The sequence below is a fragment of the Pseudomonas sp. ADAK13 genome, assembly GCF_012935715.1.
Lineage (GTDB): Bacteria > Pseudomonadota > Gammaproteobacteria > Pseudomonadales > Pseudomonadaceae > Aquipseudomonas.
Genome location: NZ_CP052860.1, coordinates 4,692,938 through 4,711,590, shown reverse-complemented (window position 1 = coordinate 4,711,590; position 18,653 = coordinate 4,692,938). Strand labels below are relative to the sequence as shown.

At 63.7% G+C, this 18,653-nt stretch carries 13 protein-coding genes; 7 read left to right on the top strand and 6 right to left on the bottom strand.

From position 1 onward, the window contains the following. Positions 1–47 precede the first annotated feature (47 nt). Entirely contained in the window at positions 48–1,565 is a 1,518-nt protein-coding gene (locus HKK54_RS21810; RefSeq protein ID WP_169387779.1) for an ArnT family glycosyltransferase, read from the top strand. Here the strand turns inward: HKK54_RS21810 and HKK54_RS21805 are convergent. The 5 genes from HKK54_RS21805 to HKK54_RS21785 form a co-directional block, all read right to left on the bottom strand. After that, positions 1,546–2,400 (bottom strand): alpha/beta fold hydrolase, encoded by an 855-nt coding sequence (locus tag HKK54_RS21805; protein ID WP_169387778.1) that lies wholly within the window; start codon positions 2,398–2,400, stop codon positions 1,546–1,548. The two genes, HKK54_RS21810 and HKK54_RS21805, sit on opposite strands and share 20 nt — an antisense overlap. 870 nt (positions 2,401–3,270) lie before the next feature. Beyond that, positions 3,271–4,851 (bottom strand): dipeptide ABC transporter ATP-binding protein, encoded by a 1,581-nt coding sequence (locus HKK54_RS21800; protein ID WP_169387777.1) that lies wholly within the window; start codon positions 4,849–4,851, stop codon positions 3,271–3,273. Further along, positions 4,848–5,675, bottom strand: a complete 828-nt coding sequence (locus HKK54_RS21795; RefSeq protein WP_010175205.1) for an ABC transporter permease — start codon at positions 5,673–5,675, stop codon at positions 4,848–4,850. Before HKK54_RS21795 ends, HKK54_RS21800 begins: the two co-directional genes overlap by 4 nt. After that, positions 5,675–6,652, bottom strand: a complete 978-nt coding sequence (locus HKK54_RS21790; RefSeq protein ID WP_169387776.1) for an ABC transporter permease — start codon at positions 6,650–6,652, stop codon at positions 5,675–5,677. The genes HKK54_RS21795 and HKK54_RS21790 overlap by 1 nt, the downstream gene beginning before the upstream one ends. After that, complete coding sequence (locus HKK54_RS21785; protein ID WP_169387775.1) at positions 6,649–8,232, bottom strand: ABC transporter substrate-binding protein; 1,584 nt, start codon at positions 8,230–8,232, stop codon at positions 6,649–6,651. Before HKK54_RS21785 ends, HKK54_RS21790 begins: the two co-directional genes overlap by 4 nt. 234 nt (positions 8,233–8,466) lie before the next feature. On the opposite strand from HKK54_RS21785, the gene HKK54_RS21780 reads away from it, so the two are divergent. Next, the gene (locus HKK54_RS21780) at positions 8,467–9,819 is read left to right on the top strand and encodes a tetratricopeptide repeat protein (RefSeq protein WP_169387774.1); all 1,353 of its coding nucleotides are present in this window, start codon (positions 8,467–8,469) and stop codon (positions 9,817–9,819) included. Positions 9,820–10,627: 808 nt separating this feature from the next. On the opposite strand, the gene HKK54_RS21775 is transcribed toward HKK54_RS21780, so the two are convergent. Beyond that, on the bottom strand, positions 10,628–11,620 hold the full coding sequence (locus HKK54_RS21775) for a P1 family peptidase (protein ID WP_010175209.1): 993 nt from the start codon (positions 11,618–11,620) through the stop codon (positions 10,628–10,630). A 306-nt stretch (positions 11,621–11,926) separates the two neighbouring features. Between HKK54_RS21775 and HKK54_RS21770 the strand changes: the two genes are divergently transcribed. The 5 genes from HKK54_RS21770 to HKK54_RS21750 are packed head-to-tail and all read left to right on the top strand — an operon-like array spanning position 11,927 to position 18,644. Next, positions 11,927–14,365: a TonB-dependent receptor plug domain-containing protein gene (locus HKK54_RS21770; RefSeq protein WP_010175210.1), complete on the top strand. Its 2,439-nt coding sequence runs from the start codon at positions 11,927–11,929 to the stop codon at positions 14,363–14,365. Positions 14,366–14,423: 58 nt separating this feature from the next. Next, positions 14,424–15,761 carry an LLM class flavin-dependent oxidoreductase gene (locus tag HKK54_RS21765; RefSeq protein ID WP_169387773.1) on the top strand — a complete coding sequence of 446 codons (1,338 nt, stop codon included), beginning with the start codon at positions 14,424–14,426 and terminating at the stop codon, positions 15,759–15,761. Beyond that, positions 15,758–16,675, top strand: a complete 918-nt coding sequence (locus tag HKK54_RS21760; RefSeq protein ID WP_169387772.1) for a 5'/3'-nucleotidase SurE — start codon at positions 15,758–15,760, stop codon at positions 16,673–16,675. The genes HKK54_RS21765 and HKK54_RS21760 overlap by 4 nt, the downstream gene beginning before the upstream one ends. Further along, positions 16,672–17,661 carry an LLM class flavin-dependent oxidoreductase gene (locus tag HKK54_RS21755; protein WP_169387771.1) on the top strand — a complete coding sequence of 330 codons (990 nt, stop codon included), beginning with the start codon at positions 16,672–16,674 and terminating at the stop codon, positions 17,659–17,661. Before HKK54_RS21760 ends, HKK54_RS21755 begins: the two co-directional genes overlap by 4 nt. After that, positions 17,658–18,644, top strand: a complete 987-nt coding sequence (locus tag HKK54_RS21750; protein WP_010175214.1) for an LLM class flavin-dependent oxidoreductase — start codon at positions 17,658–17,660, stop codon at positions 18,642–18,644. The genes HKK54_RS21755 and HKK54_RS21750 overlap by 4 nt, the downstream gene beginning before the upstream one ends. The last annotated feature ends 9 nt before the right edge of the window (positions 18,645–18,653 follow it).

Sequence of the window (18,653 nt, the reverse complement as noted above, 5' to 3'; positions counted from 1 at the left end):
AATGTGGGGTGACCCATTCAACACTCATCCCACATCGGAACCGCTGCATGAACTTCTGGAAAACCGAACGCGGCGCCCTGCTGCTGCTCCTGGGCGTGTCTGCCGTGATTCTGCTGCTGGGCCTGGGCGCCCGCGACCTGTGGGGCCCGGAAACCCGCTGGGCAAACATCACCCTGCAAATGCTGCAAAGCGGCGACTACTTCGACCCGTACCTCAAGGGCACGCCGTATTACGACAAACCCCTGCCGTCGTACTGGCTGATCACCGGCCTGGCCAACCTGATGGGAGGCCTGGGGCCGTGGTCGCTGCGCCTGTCATCGGTGATCGCCGCGTGGCTGAGCATCTGGCTGGTCTACCTGATCGGCGAGCGCCTGTTCCGCAAGGGCACCGGGCTGATTGCCGGCTGGATGCTCGCGACCACCTTCTACTTCATCTTCTGGGCCCGGGTGGCCACGGCAGACGTGCTGACCGTGTGCGGTGTGCTGGCGGCCGTCTGGTGGTACTGGCGCGGCCCGGACGACACGCGGCTGGGGCGCTACACGGTGTTCTTCCTGTTGCTGGCGGTGACGTCGCTGTTCAAGGGATTGATCGGCTTCGTGCTGCCGGGCCTGGTACTGCTGCCGCACCTGCTCAGCGAACAGCGCTACAAGCGCCACCTCAACCTGCGCCTGGTGCTGGCGGTGATCATCGCCGGGGCGTTCTACGCGATCCCGTTTGTACTCTCCCATCTCTACGGCGCGCCCACCTACGGTGAAAGCGGCCTGGAACTGGTATTCCGGGAAAACGTGGTGCGCTTCTTCGACCCGTTCGACCACATGGGGCCGATCTACACCTACCTGATCTACCTGCCGACCTACACACTGCCCTGGGCCCCGTGCTGGATCCTCGGCCTGTGGCTCGCCATGCGGCACTGGCGCGACACCCCGCCCAATACGCGCTGGCTGGTGTGGGGCCTGGGCCTGCTGTTTGTGTTCTTCACCGCCAGCGGCAGCCGGCGCAGTTACTACGTGCTGCCGCTGGTACCGTTCGCGCAGTTGCTGGCGGCCTGGTGGGTCAGCGAGCGTATCGCCCGCAAAGGCACGATCGGGCGCGGCTGGTACCGTGGGTTCGGCATTGCCGCCGGAGTGATGCTGCTGGTGCTCGGGGTGGTGTATCCGTGGACCAATGGCAACGGCGGCGTGACCCGTTTTGCCGACGACGTGCAGGCCGAGGCGGTGAAAAGCGCGCCGTGGAATGAGTGGCAGATGGTGATGGTGGAAGTCGACAACAAGGTGCCGATGTACCTGCAAAACCACGGTGCGCCGTTCTACTACGTGGCTGAAACCCAGGACTTCCCGCGCGAGGGTGGCAGTGCAGCGTTCATGGCGTGGCTGGACAAAACCAGCGGCCGGCACTTCGACCCGCAGCGCACGATTATTGTCGCGCAGTACACCAAGGACGCCCCGGCGCCGCTGGCCTACCTGGGCAGCGATCATCAGGTGATCAGTACCCAGCCGGACAATGGCGAGCGGTTGTTCCACAAGCGTGACGGTGGCAGCGTGGCGTTTATTCCGACAGCGCCGTGATCGGGGTTTTGGCGTTTAATCGGTGAAACGCGGCCAGCACGTCGTCGGGCTTTTCCAGCATCAGTTGGTGGCCGCAGTCGGGCAGCAACTGGAACGTGGCATTGGGTAGATGCCGGGCCAATGCTTCACCGCCGCTGGCCGGGGTCAGGCCGTCACTGTCACCGGCCTGTACGCTCACCGGCAAAGTCAGGGTGAGCAGTGCGTTGGCGTCTGGCCATTGGGCATTTTTCATCAGGGCCTTGAACATGTAGAGCGGGTTGCGTTCGGTGAGCTTTTCTTCGTAGGCGACCAGGGCGGGGTCGGCGGTGGCGTTCCATGCGGCCTGACGGAAACCTTTGGCCAGCAGTGGGCGCAGCCATTCCAGGATCCAGGCGGGCAGGCGCATCAGGCCGCCGCTTCTGCCGGGGCGGTTCAGTTGGGTGCCCAGCAATAATGCGGATTCGATGGGGATCGCGGGTTTGGCCAGCAAGGTGCTGAGGGTCAGGCCGGTGCCGAAGGAGTGGGCGATGATCAGGTTGCGGGAGCCGCCGTAGCGTTTGAGGATTTCCAGGTAGTCGGCGACCAGCTCGGGCCAGGCGTAGGCCTCGGGGTTGCGGGGTTTTGCGCTGGTGCCGTGGCCTAGCAGGTCCCAGGCGACCAGGCTGTAGCCTTCTGTTTTCAGGGCTTGCCATTGATGGCGCCATTGGTCCTTGTTGCCGCCGGCGCCGTGGCAGAAGAACACCACCGTGTCGGGTTGGGTGGTGCCCACGTGATGGGTGAGACTCAGGCGGCGGTTGGGGCGGATTTCCAGTTGTTGGCCACGGATCAGTGGCAGGTCATCGAACGTGGTGGTCATGGGGTTTATGATTCCTCGGTGGCTTGGATTGGGGGCATATCCGTTTCTTCGGTTATGGCCGCTATGGGTTCCGCTCTTACAGCGGCTCACTTTTGAACAGCGCAAAAGTAAGCAAAACGCTCTTGCCCCACCACTCGGCACCTCGCTTGGGCTCGGTGTGCCCTCACTCCGGTACTACTCCGCGGGCCGCCGCGACGGGGCGTCCCTGCCCCGTCGCGGCTAAACCGGCGTCCTGCCGGTTTACCCGCTCCGTACTACCTGCGTTCGGCCAGCGTGGTTTAACGGGGCGCCTAAGATCAAGATCAACAGCAGATCAACAGCACAGCGGCCTACAGGCCGGCTTGAGTGGTGTGAAGCAAAATCAAAATCTAAAGCGGACACAGTCCCCCTGTAGGAGCTGGCTTGCCTGCGATGGCATCAACTGGGTGCATCTGAAAAACCGAGTTGTCTGCATCGCAGGCAAGCCAGCTCCCACAGAAAAGCAGAGCCGCAGCAGTTTCAGATTTGGTTTTCGCTTTGGCTTTTGATCTGGCTTCTACCACTCAAGCCGGCCTGTAGGCCGCTGTGCTTTGGCTTTTGATCTTGATCTGGCTCTAACTGCCCCAATAAGCCCGAGGCCGAACGCAGGTGGTGCGGAGCGGGTAAACCGGCAGGACGCCGGTTTAGCCGCGCTGGGCCAAGGATGGCCCATCGCGGCGGCCCGCGGAGCAGCGCCGGAGTGAGGGAACACCGAGCCTAGGCGAGGTGCCGACAGGCGGGGCAGAGCCCTTTGCTTACTTTGGGGCTTTTCCAAAGTGAGTCGCTGTAAGAGCGAAACCCTAAGTAGCCGTTACCTAAATAACGGATATGTACCCCAAAAGCGTCCACGAATCAGATCGCCTCAGCCATCAACAACTCCCGCGTATACGGATGCCGCGCATCCGCAAACAGCACCCCCGTCTCCCCCTGCTCCACCACCCTCCCCCGGTGCATCACCGCAATCCGGTCACACAACCGCGCAGCCACCCGCAAATCATGGGTAATAAACACAATGCTCAACTTCAACCGCCGCTGCAGCGACTCCAGCAACTCCAGAATCTGCACCTGAACCAGCGCATCCAGCGCTGACACACACTCGTCAGCAATCAACACCTTGGGCTCCACCGCCAACGCCCGGGCAATCCCGATCCGCTGGCGCTGCCCCCCCGAAAACTCATGGGGAAACCGCTCAAACGCCGCTGCCGGCAACCCCACTAATTCCAGTAACTCACGCGCCCGCCGTTCAGCATCAACCCGGGAACCCCCTTGCACCAAAGGCCCGGTCATAACGATCTGCCCCACCGTCTGCCGCGGATTGAGCGACGCAAACGGGTCCTGGAAAATCATCTGCACCTCACGGCGCAATGGTCGCAGCCGCCCTTCAGACAGCCCCGCCACCTCGCGCCCCAACCACTCGATCCGCCCACTGTCGGCGCGCAACAAACGCACCAGGCACCGGCCCAGGGTCGATTTGCCCGAGCCCGACTCCCCCACAATCCCCAACGTCTCGCCTTCACGCAATTGCAGCTGAACCGCGTCCAGCGCCTGGGTGGTACGCCGCCCCCACCAACCGCTACGACTGCTGAAAACCTTGCCCAATGCCTCGGCCTTCAACACCACCGGACCGGCGACCGGCGCACGCGGCACCAGCGGTTGCGCCGACACCGCCGCCAACAATTGCCGGGTGTAGTTTTCCCGGGGCACACGCAATACCGCCGGCGCCGTGCCCTGCTCCACCACCCGGCCTTTTTCCAGCACCAGCACCCGGTCGGCAATCGCTTCGACCACGGCAAAGTCGTGGGTGATAAACAACAGCGCCATGCCCTTGTCCTGCTGGATCTTGCGCAGCAGGTCGAGGATTTGCGCCTGGGTAGTGACGTCCAGCGCCGAAGTGGGTTCATCGGCAATCAACAATGCCGGATCAAACGCCAGGGCCATGGCGATCACCACCCGCTGACGCTGCCCGCCAGACAGTTCAAACGGATACGCCAGGCGCAGCCGCTCAGGGTCGGGCAAGCCAACATAGCCGAGCAAATCCACCACCCGCTGACGCCGCACGCGTGCCGCTGCCACGCCATGGGCGCGCAGGGTTTCATCGATCTGTTCGCCCACCCGCAACAGTGGGTTGAGGGCACTCATGGGTTCCTGGAACACCATGCTGATATCCCGCCCGCGCAGTTGGCGCATGGCCTCTTCACTGCGTTCAGCCAGGTCTTCATCCCGGAACACCAGGCGCCCGCTTTCCACCGTCAGCGGGGCCGGCAACTGGCGCAACAACGCCTTGGCCAGCATCGACTTGCCCGAGCCGGATTCACCCACCACACACAGGCATTCGCCACGGTTCAGTTGCAGCGACAGGTCATACAGCGCATGGCTGCGGTCTGCACCGGCCGGCAAGGCGATACGCAGATGCTCGACACTCAATAACGTCATAGCGACCTCCCAGGCTCAAATGCCACACGCAAGCCTTCGCCCACCCGATTGACCGCCAGCACACACAGCACAATCGCCAGCCCCGGCAGGAAACTCATCCACCAGGCATCCCGCAGCAAGCCACGGGAGGCATTGATCATGTAGCCCCAGCTCATGGCTTCCGGGTCGCTCAAGCCGAGAAACGCCAGGGCTGCTTCGGTGAGGATCGCCGTGGCCATGACAAACGTCATGGTCACCAACAACGGTGCCAGGGCGTTGGGCAAAATCTGCTGGGCGATGATCCCCAGCGGTGACTGGCCCAGCACCCGCGCGGCCTGCACGAATTCGCGCTGGCGCAGGGTCAGGAACTCACTGCGGACCAAACGCGCCACTGCGGGCCAGGCCACCAGGGCGATTGCCAGCACGATGGAGAACAAGGACGGCTCAAGAATCGCCACCAGGATCACCGCCAGTACCAGTTGCGGAATGATCTGGAAGAACTCGGCAACGCGCATCAGCACGCCGTCGACCCAACCACCAAAATAACCGGCAACGGCGCCCACCAGCAGGCCGACCACCAGGGTAGCCAGGCTGGCCAGGGCACCCACCGCCAGGGACACTCGCGCGCCGTACAGCAGGCCACTGGCGAGGTCGCGACCGAGCAGGTCACTGCCCAGCCAATGGGCAGCGTCGTGGAATGGCGTGAGCATCGGCTGGCTGTTCATCTCCCACGGCGAGCTGCTGGTAAGCCAGGGTGCAGCGATCGCCAACACCGTCAGCAACAGCAAAAACAGCGCACCAATCAGCGCCGACGACTGGCGTACAAAACGTCGAAGAACCAGCATCAGCCTTGCACTCCTGCACCGATACGCGGGTCGAGAAAACGACAGATCACATCGGTCAACACGTTAAAACCCACCACCAGGATCGAGATCACCAGAAAACCGCCCATCAACACGCCGTAGTCACGCTGGGCCAAGGAGTCGTACATCAAGCGGCCAATCCCCGGCCAGGAATACACCACCTCCACCAGCAACGCGCCGCTGGCCAGTTGGCCCAATTGCAAACCGGCAAAAGTCACCACCGGCAACAGCGCATTGCGCAATACGTGCACGTAGAGAATCCGCCGTGGATGCAGGCCCTTGGCATGGGCGGTGCGCACGTATTCCTGGCCGAGCGCGTCGAGCACGGCGGCGCGGGTCAGGTGGATGTACAAGGCGAGAAACAGCACGCTCAACGACACGCACGGCAGCAACAGGTGCTTTAAACGGTCCACCAGGGAGAAGTCCTGCGCCACCGTTTCCATGCCGAACGCCGGCAGCCAATCCAGGCTGACGGAGAACAGCAGGATCAACAGCATCGCCAGCCAGAACGGCGGCATCGCATACAGCAGCAACGCGCCGTGGGAGATCACACCGTCCAGCCAGTGACGCTTCTGCCGGGCCCGCGCGGCCAAGGTGCCGAGGGTGACGCCGAGCACCGACGACAGCAAGAATGCCGACCCCATCAGGGCCAAGGTCGCCGGCAAACGCTCGGCAATCAGCGACCACACCGAGGTCTGGTTGCGATAGGAATAGCCCAGGTCCAGATGGGCGATGTTGCCCAGGTAGATCAGCAACTGCTGGAGCAACGGCTTGTCCAGGCCCATGGTCTGGCGCAGGTGTTCGATGAACTGCACATCGTCCACCCCCGCCTCGCCGGCCAACAGCAGCGCCGGGTCACCCGGCGCCAGGCGGATCAGCAAAAAGCCCAGCACCAGCACCGCCACAATCATCAACAGCGCCTTGAGCAGGCGGCCGCTGACATACAGCAGCCCGTTCATGGCGCAGGTGCGTCGAGGTAGACGCTTTCGTAGTCTTCGTTAAGGCTGGTGGCGGTCTGCAGCAGGTTCTTCACCTCTTTGTGGAACAGGGTCGGGTAGCGCATTTCGAAGATCGGCGCGATCGGCAGGTCGGTGTTCAGCACGTTCTCCAGCTGGCTATAGAGCTGGGTGCGCTCCGGGCCTTCCGGGGTGTTGGCGACCTTGGTCCATAGCGCATCGGCTTCGGGGCTGTTGTAGCCGCTGACGTTGGCAAACGGCGAAGTCTTGAGGATGTAGTCGGAGCGGTACAGGTAGGCGTTGGTCAGGTACGGGTCGCCGATCTGGAAGATGAAGTTGTAGGTCAGGTCGAAATCCCAGTCGCTGACGCGCTGGAACCAGGTGGCCGCATCAGACGTCACCACTTGCACCTTGAAACCCAGGGGTTGCAGGGCTTGCTTGGTGTACTCGGCCAGGCGCTCCCAGGCGCCGCCCTTCTCGCCGTTCAGCAGGCGAATCCGCACCGCGCCCACGTCCACGCCGGATTCGGCAATCAGCGCCTTGGCCTTTTTCACGTCATAGGTGTACTGCGGCAATTGCGGGTCGTGGTACGGCGAAGTGGACACGAACTGGCCGGAGGCAACCTTGCCCGAGCCGAAGAAGATGTTGTCGACGATGAACTGGCGGTTCAGTGCGTACAGAATCGCCTGGCGCACCTTGGGGTTGTTCAGCGGCGGCTTGCGCGTGTTGATCTGCAGGAAGGCCAGGCCGGAGTACAGCTCCCAGCCTTTTTCGGAGGACTGCACGTCCGGCAAGGCGGTCAGGCGCTTGAGGTCGGAATAATCGGCATCACCGCTGCGCAGCACTTGCACGTCGTTGCGCTCGAAGGCGGCCGCACGGGACGAGCCGTCCGGGATCACGTGGAAGATGATGCCGTCCAGGTGGGGCAGGCCTTTTTTCCAGTAGTCAGGGTTCTTGGCCAGCTTGATATAGGCGCCGCGCTTCCATTCCACAAACACGAACGGGCCAGTGCCGACGGGCTTGAGGTTGTAGGGGTTGTTGCGAAAATCGGTGTTCTCGTAGAGGTGCTTGGGCACCACAGGCCGTAGCCCGCTGCCCAGGGCCGAGAGCAGCGGCGCAAAGGGTTTCTTGAGCTGGAAGACCACTTGCAGCGGGCCCTTGGCGGTGATGCTGTCGACGTACTCGGTGAAGACCCCGCCCAGGCGCTTGTCCACTTCGGGGTAGAAGGTCTGGAAGCTGAACACCACGTCATCGGCGGTGAAGGCATGGCCGTCATGCCAGCGCACGTTGTCCTGCAAATCGAAGGTGTAGGTCAGGCCATCGGGGGAAACAGTCCAGGCCTTGGCCAATACCGGCTTGGGCTTAAGGTCAGTGTCAAAAGTCAGCAGGCCCTGGAGGATCTTGCCGCTGACGTACTGGGTGGACACGTGGCTGACCACACCGTGCATCAGCGACGGCGGTTCGGGTTGGGCCACCAGGTTCAGCACGCCGCCGTCATGGGGTTGCGCCTGAGCGGTGCCGGCCAGCAGCACGGCGCCAAGTCCCAGGTATGAGAGGACGCGGCGAAAAGATAAAGGGCGCATGGAGACTCCTTGACTAAGGTTTTGTCAGGGATTTAGCAAGGGCTGTGCCATGGCACGACGGGCCACGTTTGCGGGCGTCATGGGCCATGGCAGTGATGAAAAAACCACAGTGGCCGGGGCGAGTGTGGAAAAAGCAACAGCGGCTTGTGGCCCATTTGCAGCAAACACGAGGCTATGCCGGCTGGCACAAGGTTTGCCCTTGTTACGTCATCTGAACCACTGAGTTTGAAGCGCATGTCACTGGATTACCTGGGCAACCCCATCGACACCCTCAACCCCGCCACCCGCCAGGGCCTGGATGATTTCATCGGCGGCTTCCTCGGCTATCAGCCCCGCGCCGAGGGCATTCTGGCAGCGGCCGATGCCGACCCCGATTCAGCCCTGGCCAACGGGTTTGCCGGTTTGCTGCTGATGTTTATCGAGTCGCCCGAAGGCCCTGCGCTGGCCGAGAAATACCGCCAGCGGGCGGCGGCGGTGAATGCTCGGCATCCCCGGGCGCAGCTGTATCTGAAGCTGTTGCAGGCCTGGATCAACGATGAGCTGGACGAGGTGCTACGCCTCAGTGAACACCTGCTGGACCTTTACCCCCGGGACCTGTTTGCGGCCAAGCTCAACCAGTACCTGGAATTCAACCGGGGCAATTGGCCGGCGCTGCTGCGGATCGGGTTGAAGGCCACGACGGGTGCGCCGGACATCGCCCACAGTCACGGGTTGCTGGCGTTTGCTTATGAGCAGTGTCATTTGCTGGAAGAAGCCGAAGCCAGCGCACGGGAGGCCTTGCGGTTGCAGGCGTCCGAGCCGTGGGCTCATCACGCGCTGGCCCATGTGATGCTGACCCAGGGGCGCATCGAGGAAGGCATCGTGTTTCTGGAGGAGGTGAAACACCACTGGGACGGGTTGAACTCGTTTATGTACACCCACAATTGGTGGCACCTCGCGTTGTTTTATCTGGCGCGTGGCAAGGATCAGCGGGTGCTGGAAATTTATGACCGACATGTGTGGGGGATCTTGCCGGAGTACTCCCAGGACCAGGTGGGCGCGGTGTCGTTGCTGGCGCGGCTGGAGTTCGCCGGGATTGATGTGGGTGAGCGCTGGCAGGCGTTGGCGCCTTACCTGCAGCGCCGGGTCGGGGATGCGGTGCAGCCGTTTTTGAGTGTGCAGTATCTGTATGGGCTGGCCCGGGCCGGCAAGCCAGAGGCGGATCAGTTGCTGGCAGCGTTGCGGCGGCACAGCCTTGATGGGCGGCCGGTGTGGGGGGAAGTGACGTTGCCGCTGGCTGAGGGGTTGTTGGCCCATGCGCGGGGGGATGCTCAGCGGGCGCTGGAGCAGTTGGGGATTGCGCTGCCGCGCTTGAACGAGATTGGCGGGAGTCATGCCCAGCGGGATTTGTTTGCGCAGGTGGAGCTGGATGCGCGGTTGCGGGTTGGGGATTGGCTCGGGGCGCAGCAGACGCTGGAATTGCGCCGGCGGTATGACGGGCTGGATGTGCCGACGAATCGGGCTTTGGTGGGGGTGTATGAGGCTTTGGGGTTGCCTGAGCAGGCGCTGCTGGCGCGGGCGCGGATTGGGGGGATATCCGTTATTTAGGTAACGGCTGCTATGGGTTCCGCTCTTACAGCGGGTCACTTTTGAAAAGAGCCCAAAAGTAACCAAAAGGCTCTTGCCCCACCACTCGGCACCTCGCTAATGCTCGGTGTGCCCTCTCTCCGGTACTACTCCGCGGGCCGCCGCGACGGGGCGTCCCTGCCCCGTCGCGGCTAAACCGGCGTCCTGCCGGTTTACCCGCTCCGTACTACCTGCGTTCGGCCAGCGTGGTTTAACGGGGCGCCTAAGATCAAGATCAAAAGCAGATCAACAGCACAGCGGCCTACAGGCCGGCTTGAGTGGTGTGAAGCAAAGGCAACATCAAGATCAAAATCTACAGCGGCCACGGTCAAATGTGGGAGCTGGCTTGCCTGCGATGGCCTCGCCTCGGTGCACCTGAGAGACCGAGTTGTCTGCATCGCAGGCAAGCCAGCTCCCACAGAAAAGCAGAGCTGCATCCGTTTCAGATTTGGTTTTCGCTTTGGCTCTGGCTTCTACCACTCAAGCCGGCCTGTAGGCCGCTGTGCTCTTGCTTTTGATCTTGATCTGACTGCCCCAATAAGCCCGAGGCCGAACGCAGGTGGTGCGGAGCGGGTAAACCGGCAGGACGCCGGTTTAGCCGCGCTGGGCCAAGGATGGCCCATCGCGGCGGCCCGCGGAGCATCGCCGGAGTGAGGGAACACCGAGCCTAGGCGAGGTGCCGACAGGCGGGGCAGAGCCCTTTGCTTACTTTGGGGCTTTTCCAAAGTGAGTCGCTGTAAGAGCGAAACCCTAAGTGGCCATAACAAAAACAACGGATATACACCCCAACCTAAGCCCGCGCAGCAAACACCCCCCGGGCAATCGACCGAGCCACGCAGTCAGCCGCCGCCGACCCAATCCGCCCAATCTCCACCTGCCGCCGCGGCCCATCCGTCAACTCCACCGCCCCGGAGGCCAACGCAAACACCGTATCCCCATCAAACGGCAAATGCGCCGGCCGCACCGCCCGGGCAATCCCGTCCTGAGCCATGATCGCCACCCGCTTACACTCCGCCACCGTCAACCGCGCCGTACTTGCCACCACCACCAACGTGGTGTTGGCCCCCGCTTGCAAACGCCCCATGGAATCCAGCCGCGACAACTCCGGCATCGGGTCACTGCAGTCCATCGGTGTCACCGGCCGCGCCCCGCCAAACTCCCCCGCCACCTCCCACGGCCAGGCCCAGAACGTCTCGCCATCGGGCATGTACACCGACCCAATCGGGTTCGCCACCACCAAGGCGGCAACCACCAGGCCATCCCCTAAATCCAGGGACGCCGTACCCAGCCCACCTTTCAACACCCCGGCCATGGCCCCACGCCCGGCCCCGACCGAGCCCAGTTCAAAGTCCGGCCCGGCATTGGCCAGCGCCTCAAACCCCAACCGCCGATACGGCGGCTCCAGGCCCCAATCCTTGTCGCCACCGTTGGCCAGGTCATGCAACACCGCCGCCGGCACGATAGGAATCGCCGGTGCACCCGGCTTCAAATGCAACCCCACCTGGTCCTGGGACAATTTCGCCGCCACCGCGTCGGCGGCCCCCAGGCCAAACACCGAGCCACCGGCAAACACCAGGGCGTGAAGCTGGCCGACCATGTTCTCGGGCTCCAGCGCCGCTGTTTCGCGACCGCCAGGGCCGCCACCGCGAATGTCGATACTGGCAGTCCAGAAACCATCCGGGCGGATCACCGTGACGCCGGTGTCGGCGTGCAGGTCTGTGGCGTGGCCAACCTCCAGGCCGGGAATATCAGTGAGGGCGTTGCGCGGGCCGGGTCTAGGCATACAGAAAAGCTTCCTTGGGTTTAGGTATGGCGTAGGGAGAGCAAGGGGTGTGCCAAGGAGGTGTTTCCCCGCCCCAGCGTACGCGGGCAGCTTCGCAGAAAAATCCCCTGCACAAAAACCAACACCCTGCCCTCCCGCCTGTTAGAAAAACACCACCCACCGCCCCGCCCCGCCAACAACCCCTTGTAATCCAAGACTTTTCAGCGATGGCACAGCCTTTGCTCTCCTGCCTCCACCAGAGCTTGAACTCAACAAGCCGCCCTCGAACAAGGCTCGTCGCCTAACCACACTGGAGTGTTGCACATCATGAATCCATCACGCGTCGCAGGCCGCCGCCAACCCGGCAAGGCCTTCGCCCATACCCTGTTGTTCCTCGCCGTGTGCGAGGCCGCCAGTTACAGCAGCCTGACCCTCGCCGCCGATGCCCCGGCCAGCGACAACCCGCTGGACACCGTCGTGGTGATCGGCAACCGTGGCCAGGCGCGCACCCTGGCCGAGAGCCCGGCGCCGGTGGATGTGATTTCCTCCAAGCAGTTGCTCGCCACCGGCCAGGGCGATCTGACCCGCGCCCTGAGCAAGGTGCTGCCGTCGCTCAACCAGCCGGCCTCGTCGGGCTTCGGTTCGACCTCGATCGTGCGCCCCATCAGCCTGCGCGGCCTGAATGGTGACCAGGTGCTGGTGTTGGTCAACGGCAAGCGCCGCCACAACAGCGCGCTGTTGAACAACGCCACCTCCCTCAACTCCGGCTCACAACCGGTGGACCTGGACATGATCCCCACCGCCCTGGTGGATCACATCGAAGTCCTGCGTGACGGGGCCTCGGCGCAATATGGCTCGGACGCCATCGGCGGCGTAATCAACATCGTGCTCAAGCAGACCGACCACGGCGGCAGCTTGTCCACCACTTACGGCCAGAACTATGAAAACGGCGACGGCGAAACCGTGCGCCAGACCGGCAACGTCGGCCTGGCCCTGCCCAACGACGGTTTCATCAACCTTGCCCTGGACGTGAAAAAACAGAACGTTTCGGACCGTTCCGACGCTGCGCCCTACACCGACAGTGCCGGCAACACCAGCCAACGCCACACCTACTACGGCACCGGCCTGCCCGAGGCGAAGAACTTCAGCCTGGGCTACAACGCCGAACTGCCGGTCGCTGACGCGCTGACCCTGTACTCGTTCTCGACCTACACCCACCGCAACTCGGAAAAGCCCCTGGCCTTCCACCAGCCGGGCAGTTTCAACGGCATCCAGACGCCGTACCCGGAAGGTATCGAAGACAACCTGCGCTTCATCGAAGACGACTTCCAGGTGGCATTCGGCGGCAAGGGCCAGGCGGCCGGCTGGGACTATGACCTGTCGAGCACCTACGGCCAGGACCATGCCCGGGCCACCCTCACCGACACCTATAACCTGAGCTACGGCCCGACCTCGCCGACCTCGGTAGACACCGGCGTGAAAACCTTCAGCCAGTGGACCAACAACCTCGACCTGACCCGCGCTTTCGACCTCGGCCTGTACAAGCCAACGCAGATTTCCTGGGGCCTGGAACAGCGCTACGAAGATTACAAGATCGGCAAGGGTGACCTCGCCTCCTACGCCAGCGGGCCGTTCGACACCGGCGCCAACGGCGCGATTATTCCACCCGGGACCATTTCCGGTGCGGGCACCACCCCGGCCGACGCTGCCGAAAAAAGCCGCATCAGCCTCGCGGGCTACGGCGAAGTCGGCCAGGACTTCACGGACAAATGGCACGTGGACCTGGCCGGACGCTACGAGCACTACAACGATGGCTCGGGCACCACCACCAACGGCAAGATCTCCACCCGCTACCAGCTGACGCCGATCCTGGCCGTGCGCGGTACCTTCAGTACCGGGTTCCGTGCGCCGTCCCTGGCCCAGCAGATCTACAGCTCCACCTCGCAAACCAGCGTCAACGGCCAGCTGTTCGACTACCGCAACGTGGCGGTGAATTCCGACGTGGCCAAGGCGTTGGGTGCGACCACCCTCAAGCCGGAAAAGTCGACCAACTACAGCGTCGGGCTGACCCTGCAACCCACCGACAACACCAACATCACCCTGGATGCCTACCAGATCGTGATCAAGGACCGCATCGCCCAGACCGGCTACCTCGGCGGCACCCCACAGATCAGCGCGATCCTCGCGGCCGCCGGCCTCAACCCGAACCAGGCAGTCACCTACTTCACCAACGCCCTCGACACCACCACCCGTGGCGTCGACCTGGTGGGCGACTACCGCCAGGACATCGGTGCCTATGGCAGCCTGAAATACAGCGCCGGGTTCAACTGGAACACCACCCAGATCGACTCGATCCACGCCTCGGCCGTGGCCGCCCAGGCCCTCGGCCCGGACGGTGGCTACGACCGTCAGCGCCAGGGCAACCTCAAGTACGGCCTGCCGCAATCCAAACTGCTGCTGGGCACCACCTGGACCTACGACAAAGTTGAAACCAGCCTCAACCTGACCCGCTACGGCTCGTACACCGAGTACGGCACCGCCGAGATTTACGACCGTAACTTCGCACCGACCTGGATCACCGACCTGAACATCGACTACCACCTGACCAAGGCCGTGACCCTGAATGCCGGCGCCAACAACCTGTTCAACAAGTACCCGAAACGCACCGACCTGGTGAGCAGCTCCGGCGGCTTCCCGTACGGCACTTTTTCGCCTTACGGCACCACCGGTGGCTACTGGTACACCGGCGTGACGTACGCCTTCTGACCCAGCCCGCGGGGCCGGCTCGCCGGTCCCGCGCCTGACCTTTTCCGGGAGCCTGTCCATGACCCGACGTACCGATCAACTCAAGCTGGGGGCCTTCCTGGCCAACAGCGGCCACCACGTATCGGCCTGGCGCCACCCGCTGGCACAAGCGGATGCCAGCCTGGATTTCGAGCTGTTCAAGCACATCGCGCAAACCGCCGAACGCGGCAAATTCGACGCCTTGTTCGTCGCAGACGTGGTCGCACTGTGGGGCCATCATCACGATGCACTCAGCCGAACGGCACGGGCCGAACACTTCGAACCCCTCACACTGATGGCCGCTCTCGCCGCCGTCACCACCCACATCGGCCTGATCGCCACCGCCACCACCAGCTACAACGAGCCGTACCATATCGCCCGCAAGTTCGCCTCCCTGGATCACTTGTCCAAGGGCCGCGCCGCCTGGAACCTGGTGACCTCAGTGGTCTCGGATGAAGCCTGGAACTTCGGCCGCGAAACCCATATCGACCACGGCGACCGCTACCAGCGCGCCGAAGAATTCCACGATGTGGTCAAGGGCCTGTGGGACAGCTGGGACGACGACGCCTTCACCCGCGACAAGGCCAGCGGCGAGTACTTCGACCCGGCCAAGCTGCACACCCTGAACCATCGCGGCGAACACTTTTCCGTGCGCGGCCCGCTCAACGTCGCCCGCCCGCCACAGGGCCATCCGGTGCTGGTACAAGCAGGTGCGTCGGAGCCGGGCAAGGCCCTCGCCGCCCGCGTCGCCGAGCTGATTTTTGCGGTCAACCATGACCTGGCGGGCGCCCAGGCGTTCTATCAGGACATCAAGCAACGCGCCGCCGCCTTTGGCCGTGACCCCGACCACGTCAAGATCCTGCCCGGTGTCACCCCGTTTATCGGCGAAACCCGCGAACAGGCCCAGGCGCTGTTCGAAGAATTCCAGGCCCTGGTGGACCCGGTGCTGGGCCTGCGTTTCCTGGCCGATACCCTGGGCGATGACATCGACCTGGCGGGCTACGACCTCGACGGCCCGCTGCCGGAAACCCCGGTCGGCCAGCGCGGCAGCCGTCGCGACAAACTGCTGGAACTGGCCCGCAGCCAGAACCTGAGCATCCGCCAGCTGTACCTGCACCTGACCGCCGGCAACCCGGTGATTGGCACCGCCGAAGACATCGCCGACTTCTTCGAGCAGTGGTTCGAAGCCCGTGCCTGTGACGGCTTTAACGTGTTCTTCCCGTACTTCCCGGGCGGCATCGACCTGTTCGTCGAGAAGGTGATTCCGCTGCTGCAACAACGCGGGCTGTTCCGCACCGAATACGAAGGCACCACCCTGCGGGAAAACCTCGGCCTGCCGCGCCCGGCCAACCGCTTTACCCAAGGAGTCAAACCATGAAGCACAGCGCATGGATGCTGGCGCTCGGCAGCCTGGTCGCCTCGAAGGCTTTCGCCCTGAACATCTTGCTGAGCAACGACGACGGCTATCAGCACCCCAACATTCGCGCCCTGTACACCGAGCTCAAGGCCCAGGGGCATACGGTGCGGATTGCCGCGCCGCAAGCCGACCAGAGCGCCCGGGGTGGCGCGTTTTTCTTTGGCCGCGAAGTCAGTGTTGGCCATGACGACGACCCGGCCTACCCCGACAGTTACTACATCAGCACCACCGAAAACGGCGTGTGCCAAAGCCCCGAGTGCGCGGGTAAAAACGTGCAGATCGAGATCAGCGGCACGCCGGTGATGGCCTTGCTGATGGGCCTGAAAAAAGTCATGCCCCATCCCGACCTGGTGATCGTCGGCCCCAACCCCGGGAATAACCTGGGGGCGATCAACAGCGCCTCCGGCACGTTCAACGTCGCGAGTGTCGCGGTGCAGGCCGGCATTCCGGCGCTGGCGGTCAGCACCGATTTGAAAGAGGCCGACCCACAGCGCGCGGCGCTGCTGGTGGCGAAGCTGGTCCACGCCCTGGACCAGCATCGCCAACCCGACGGCGCGCTCTTGCCCAAGGGCCTGGGCCTGAACATCAACCTGCCAAAAGACCCGCAGATCAAGGGCGTGAAACTCACCCGCATCGGCAGCTACGTGGGCTTTGAAGCGGTGTACACCGACGACCTCAAGCAATTCAAGCTGCCGGGCAAACCTGGCATTGGCTTCCAGTACAGCCCCGCCGCCACCGCCGAGCAACAGAAGCAGGATGAAGCGGTATGGCTGAACAAGGGTTACCTGACCATCAGCCCGTTCAGCGGCCTGCCGGAGTCGATCAATGCCGGCCCCGCGCTGCAAAAACAACTGGCCCGCGAGGTGCAGCCATGAGTTCCCGTTTTTCCCTGGGGTTTCTCAGCCGGGTCTACAGCCCGGGCTTCGATCCCAAGGTCTACCGCGACACGCTGGAGCTGTTCAAGGTCGCTGAAGAACTGGGCTTCGACAGTGGCTGGGTGGCGCAGCACCACTTCGCCAGCGAGAACGGTCGCCTGCCCTCGCCCCTGGTTCTGCTTGCCGCCATCGCCCAACGCACCCGACGGATCAGCCTGGGCACCGGGATTATCGTGCTGCCCCAGGAATCGCCGCTGCGCCTGGCGGAAGACGCCTCGGTGCTGGACTTGTTGAGCAATGGCCGGCTGGAACTGGGCCTGGGCGCGGGCTTCGATCCCGAGACCTTTACGGCGTTCGGCCGCGAGCCGCAAGCGCGCCATCGCGACTATGAGCAGCACCTGCAACAGTTGCTCCACGCCCTGGGCAACGCGCCACTGACCGACAGCGGCTCGCGCTTGCTGCCACGGACTGCCGGCCTCGGGCACCGCCTCTGGGAAGCCACGTCACGGGTGGAACTGGTGGCCGAGCGTGGCCACGGCCTGATCATGGCACCCAACCCGCACCTGCCGCCCGAAGCCTCGGTGGAGCTGGTCAACCGCTATCGCAACGCCTGGACCGGCGACAACGGCACTGCGCCCCGCGTCGCCCGGGTCCAGGCGCTGATCCCGAACCCGGACGCCGCCACACGCCAGGACATCCAGGCCTACGTACAGCGCCAGCAAAGCATCGGCGTGTACAAGGCGCCGGTCGACGATGACTTCGACACCACCCTCAAGCGCCTCGGGATCCTGCACGGCCCCGTCGAACAGATTATCGAGCAGTTGCAGCAAGGCCCGACCCTGACCGCCAACGACCATCTGGTGCTGCAAGTACAGACCGCCAGCACCCCGCTGCGTGATGCGATTCGTGCGCTGGAAATCATCCGCGAACAGATCGCCCCGGCCCTGGGCTGGCAGCCCACCCTGCCTCAAGGAACCCTGTCATGAGCTTCAAACTGGGCTTTCTCAGCCACGCCTTTGGCGATGATCCACAGCAGGTCTATCGCGACCTGATCGAACAATTCGAAGTCGCCGAAGCCCTGGGTTTTGACGGTGGCTGGATTGCCCAGCACCACCTGAGCAACGGCTTTGGCCGGCTGCCGTCGCCGCTGGTATTGCTGGCAGCGGTGGCCGAGCGCACCCGGCATATCGAGCTGGGCACCGGGGTGATCGTGCTGCCCTTCGAAGACCCGATCCGCCTGGCGGAAGACGCGAGCGTGCTCGACGCGCTGAGCGGCGGCCGGGTGCAATTGGGCCTGGGCAGCGGCGGCGCCAACCTCGACAATTTCAGCGCCTTTGGCCGCGACGCCCTGCAACGCCAGGTCGACTTCAGCGACCACCAGCAGCAGGTCCAGCAGCTACTCGACGGCGAGCCGCTGACGCCCCACACCCCATTAACCCTGCAACCGCCAGCGACCGGCTTGAGCAGCCGCTTGTGGCACTCCCATGGCAGTCTCGAAGGTGCGGCCTACACCGCGAGCCAAGGCAACGGCCTGCTGCTGGGCACCGCCACCCACGACCCGCTGACGGTGCAGAAACCCTTGGCCGACGCCTACCTGAACGCCTGGACCCGCACCGACCGGCCACCGCGTATCGGCGTGGTGCGCGCAATTTTCCCGGCACCCGACCGTGCCAGCGCCCAAGCGGAACTGGCAGTGGATATCGAGCGGCACATCCCGCGCCTGCAACGGGAAGGCTTGATTGATCAAGCCGTGGACTTGCAGGAACACCTGCGCCTGATGAACGTGCACCACGGCCATCCCGACGAAGTGATCGAAAGCCTGCAACGGGACCCGTCGCTGCTGCCCTATGCTGACTACGTGATCGCCGTGGTCCAGGCCGAAAGCTCGACCCAGGCGCAGATCCTCAAGCGCCTGGAAATCATCGCCCGGGACATCGCCCCGGCACTCGGATGGCGAGGACGAGAGTAGGATGATCAA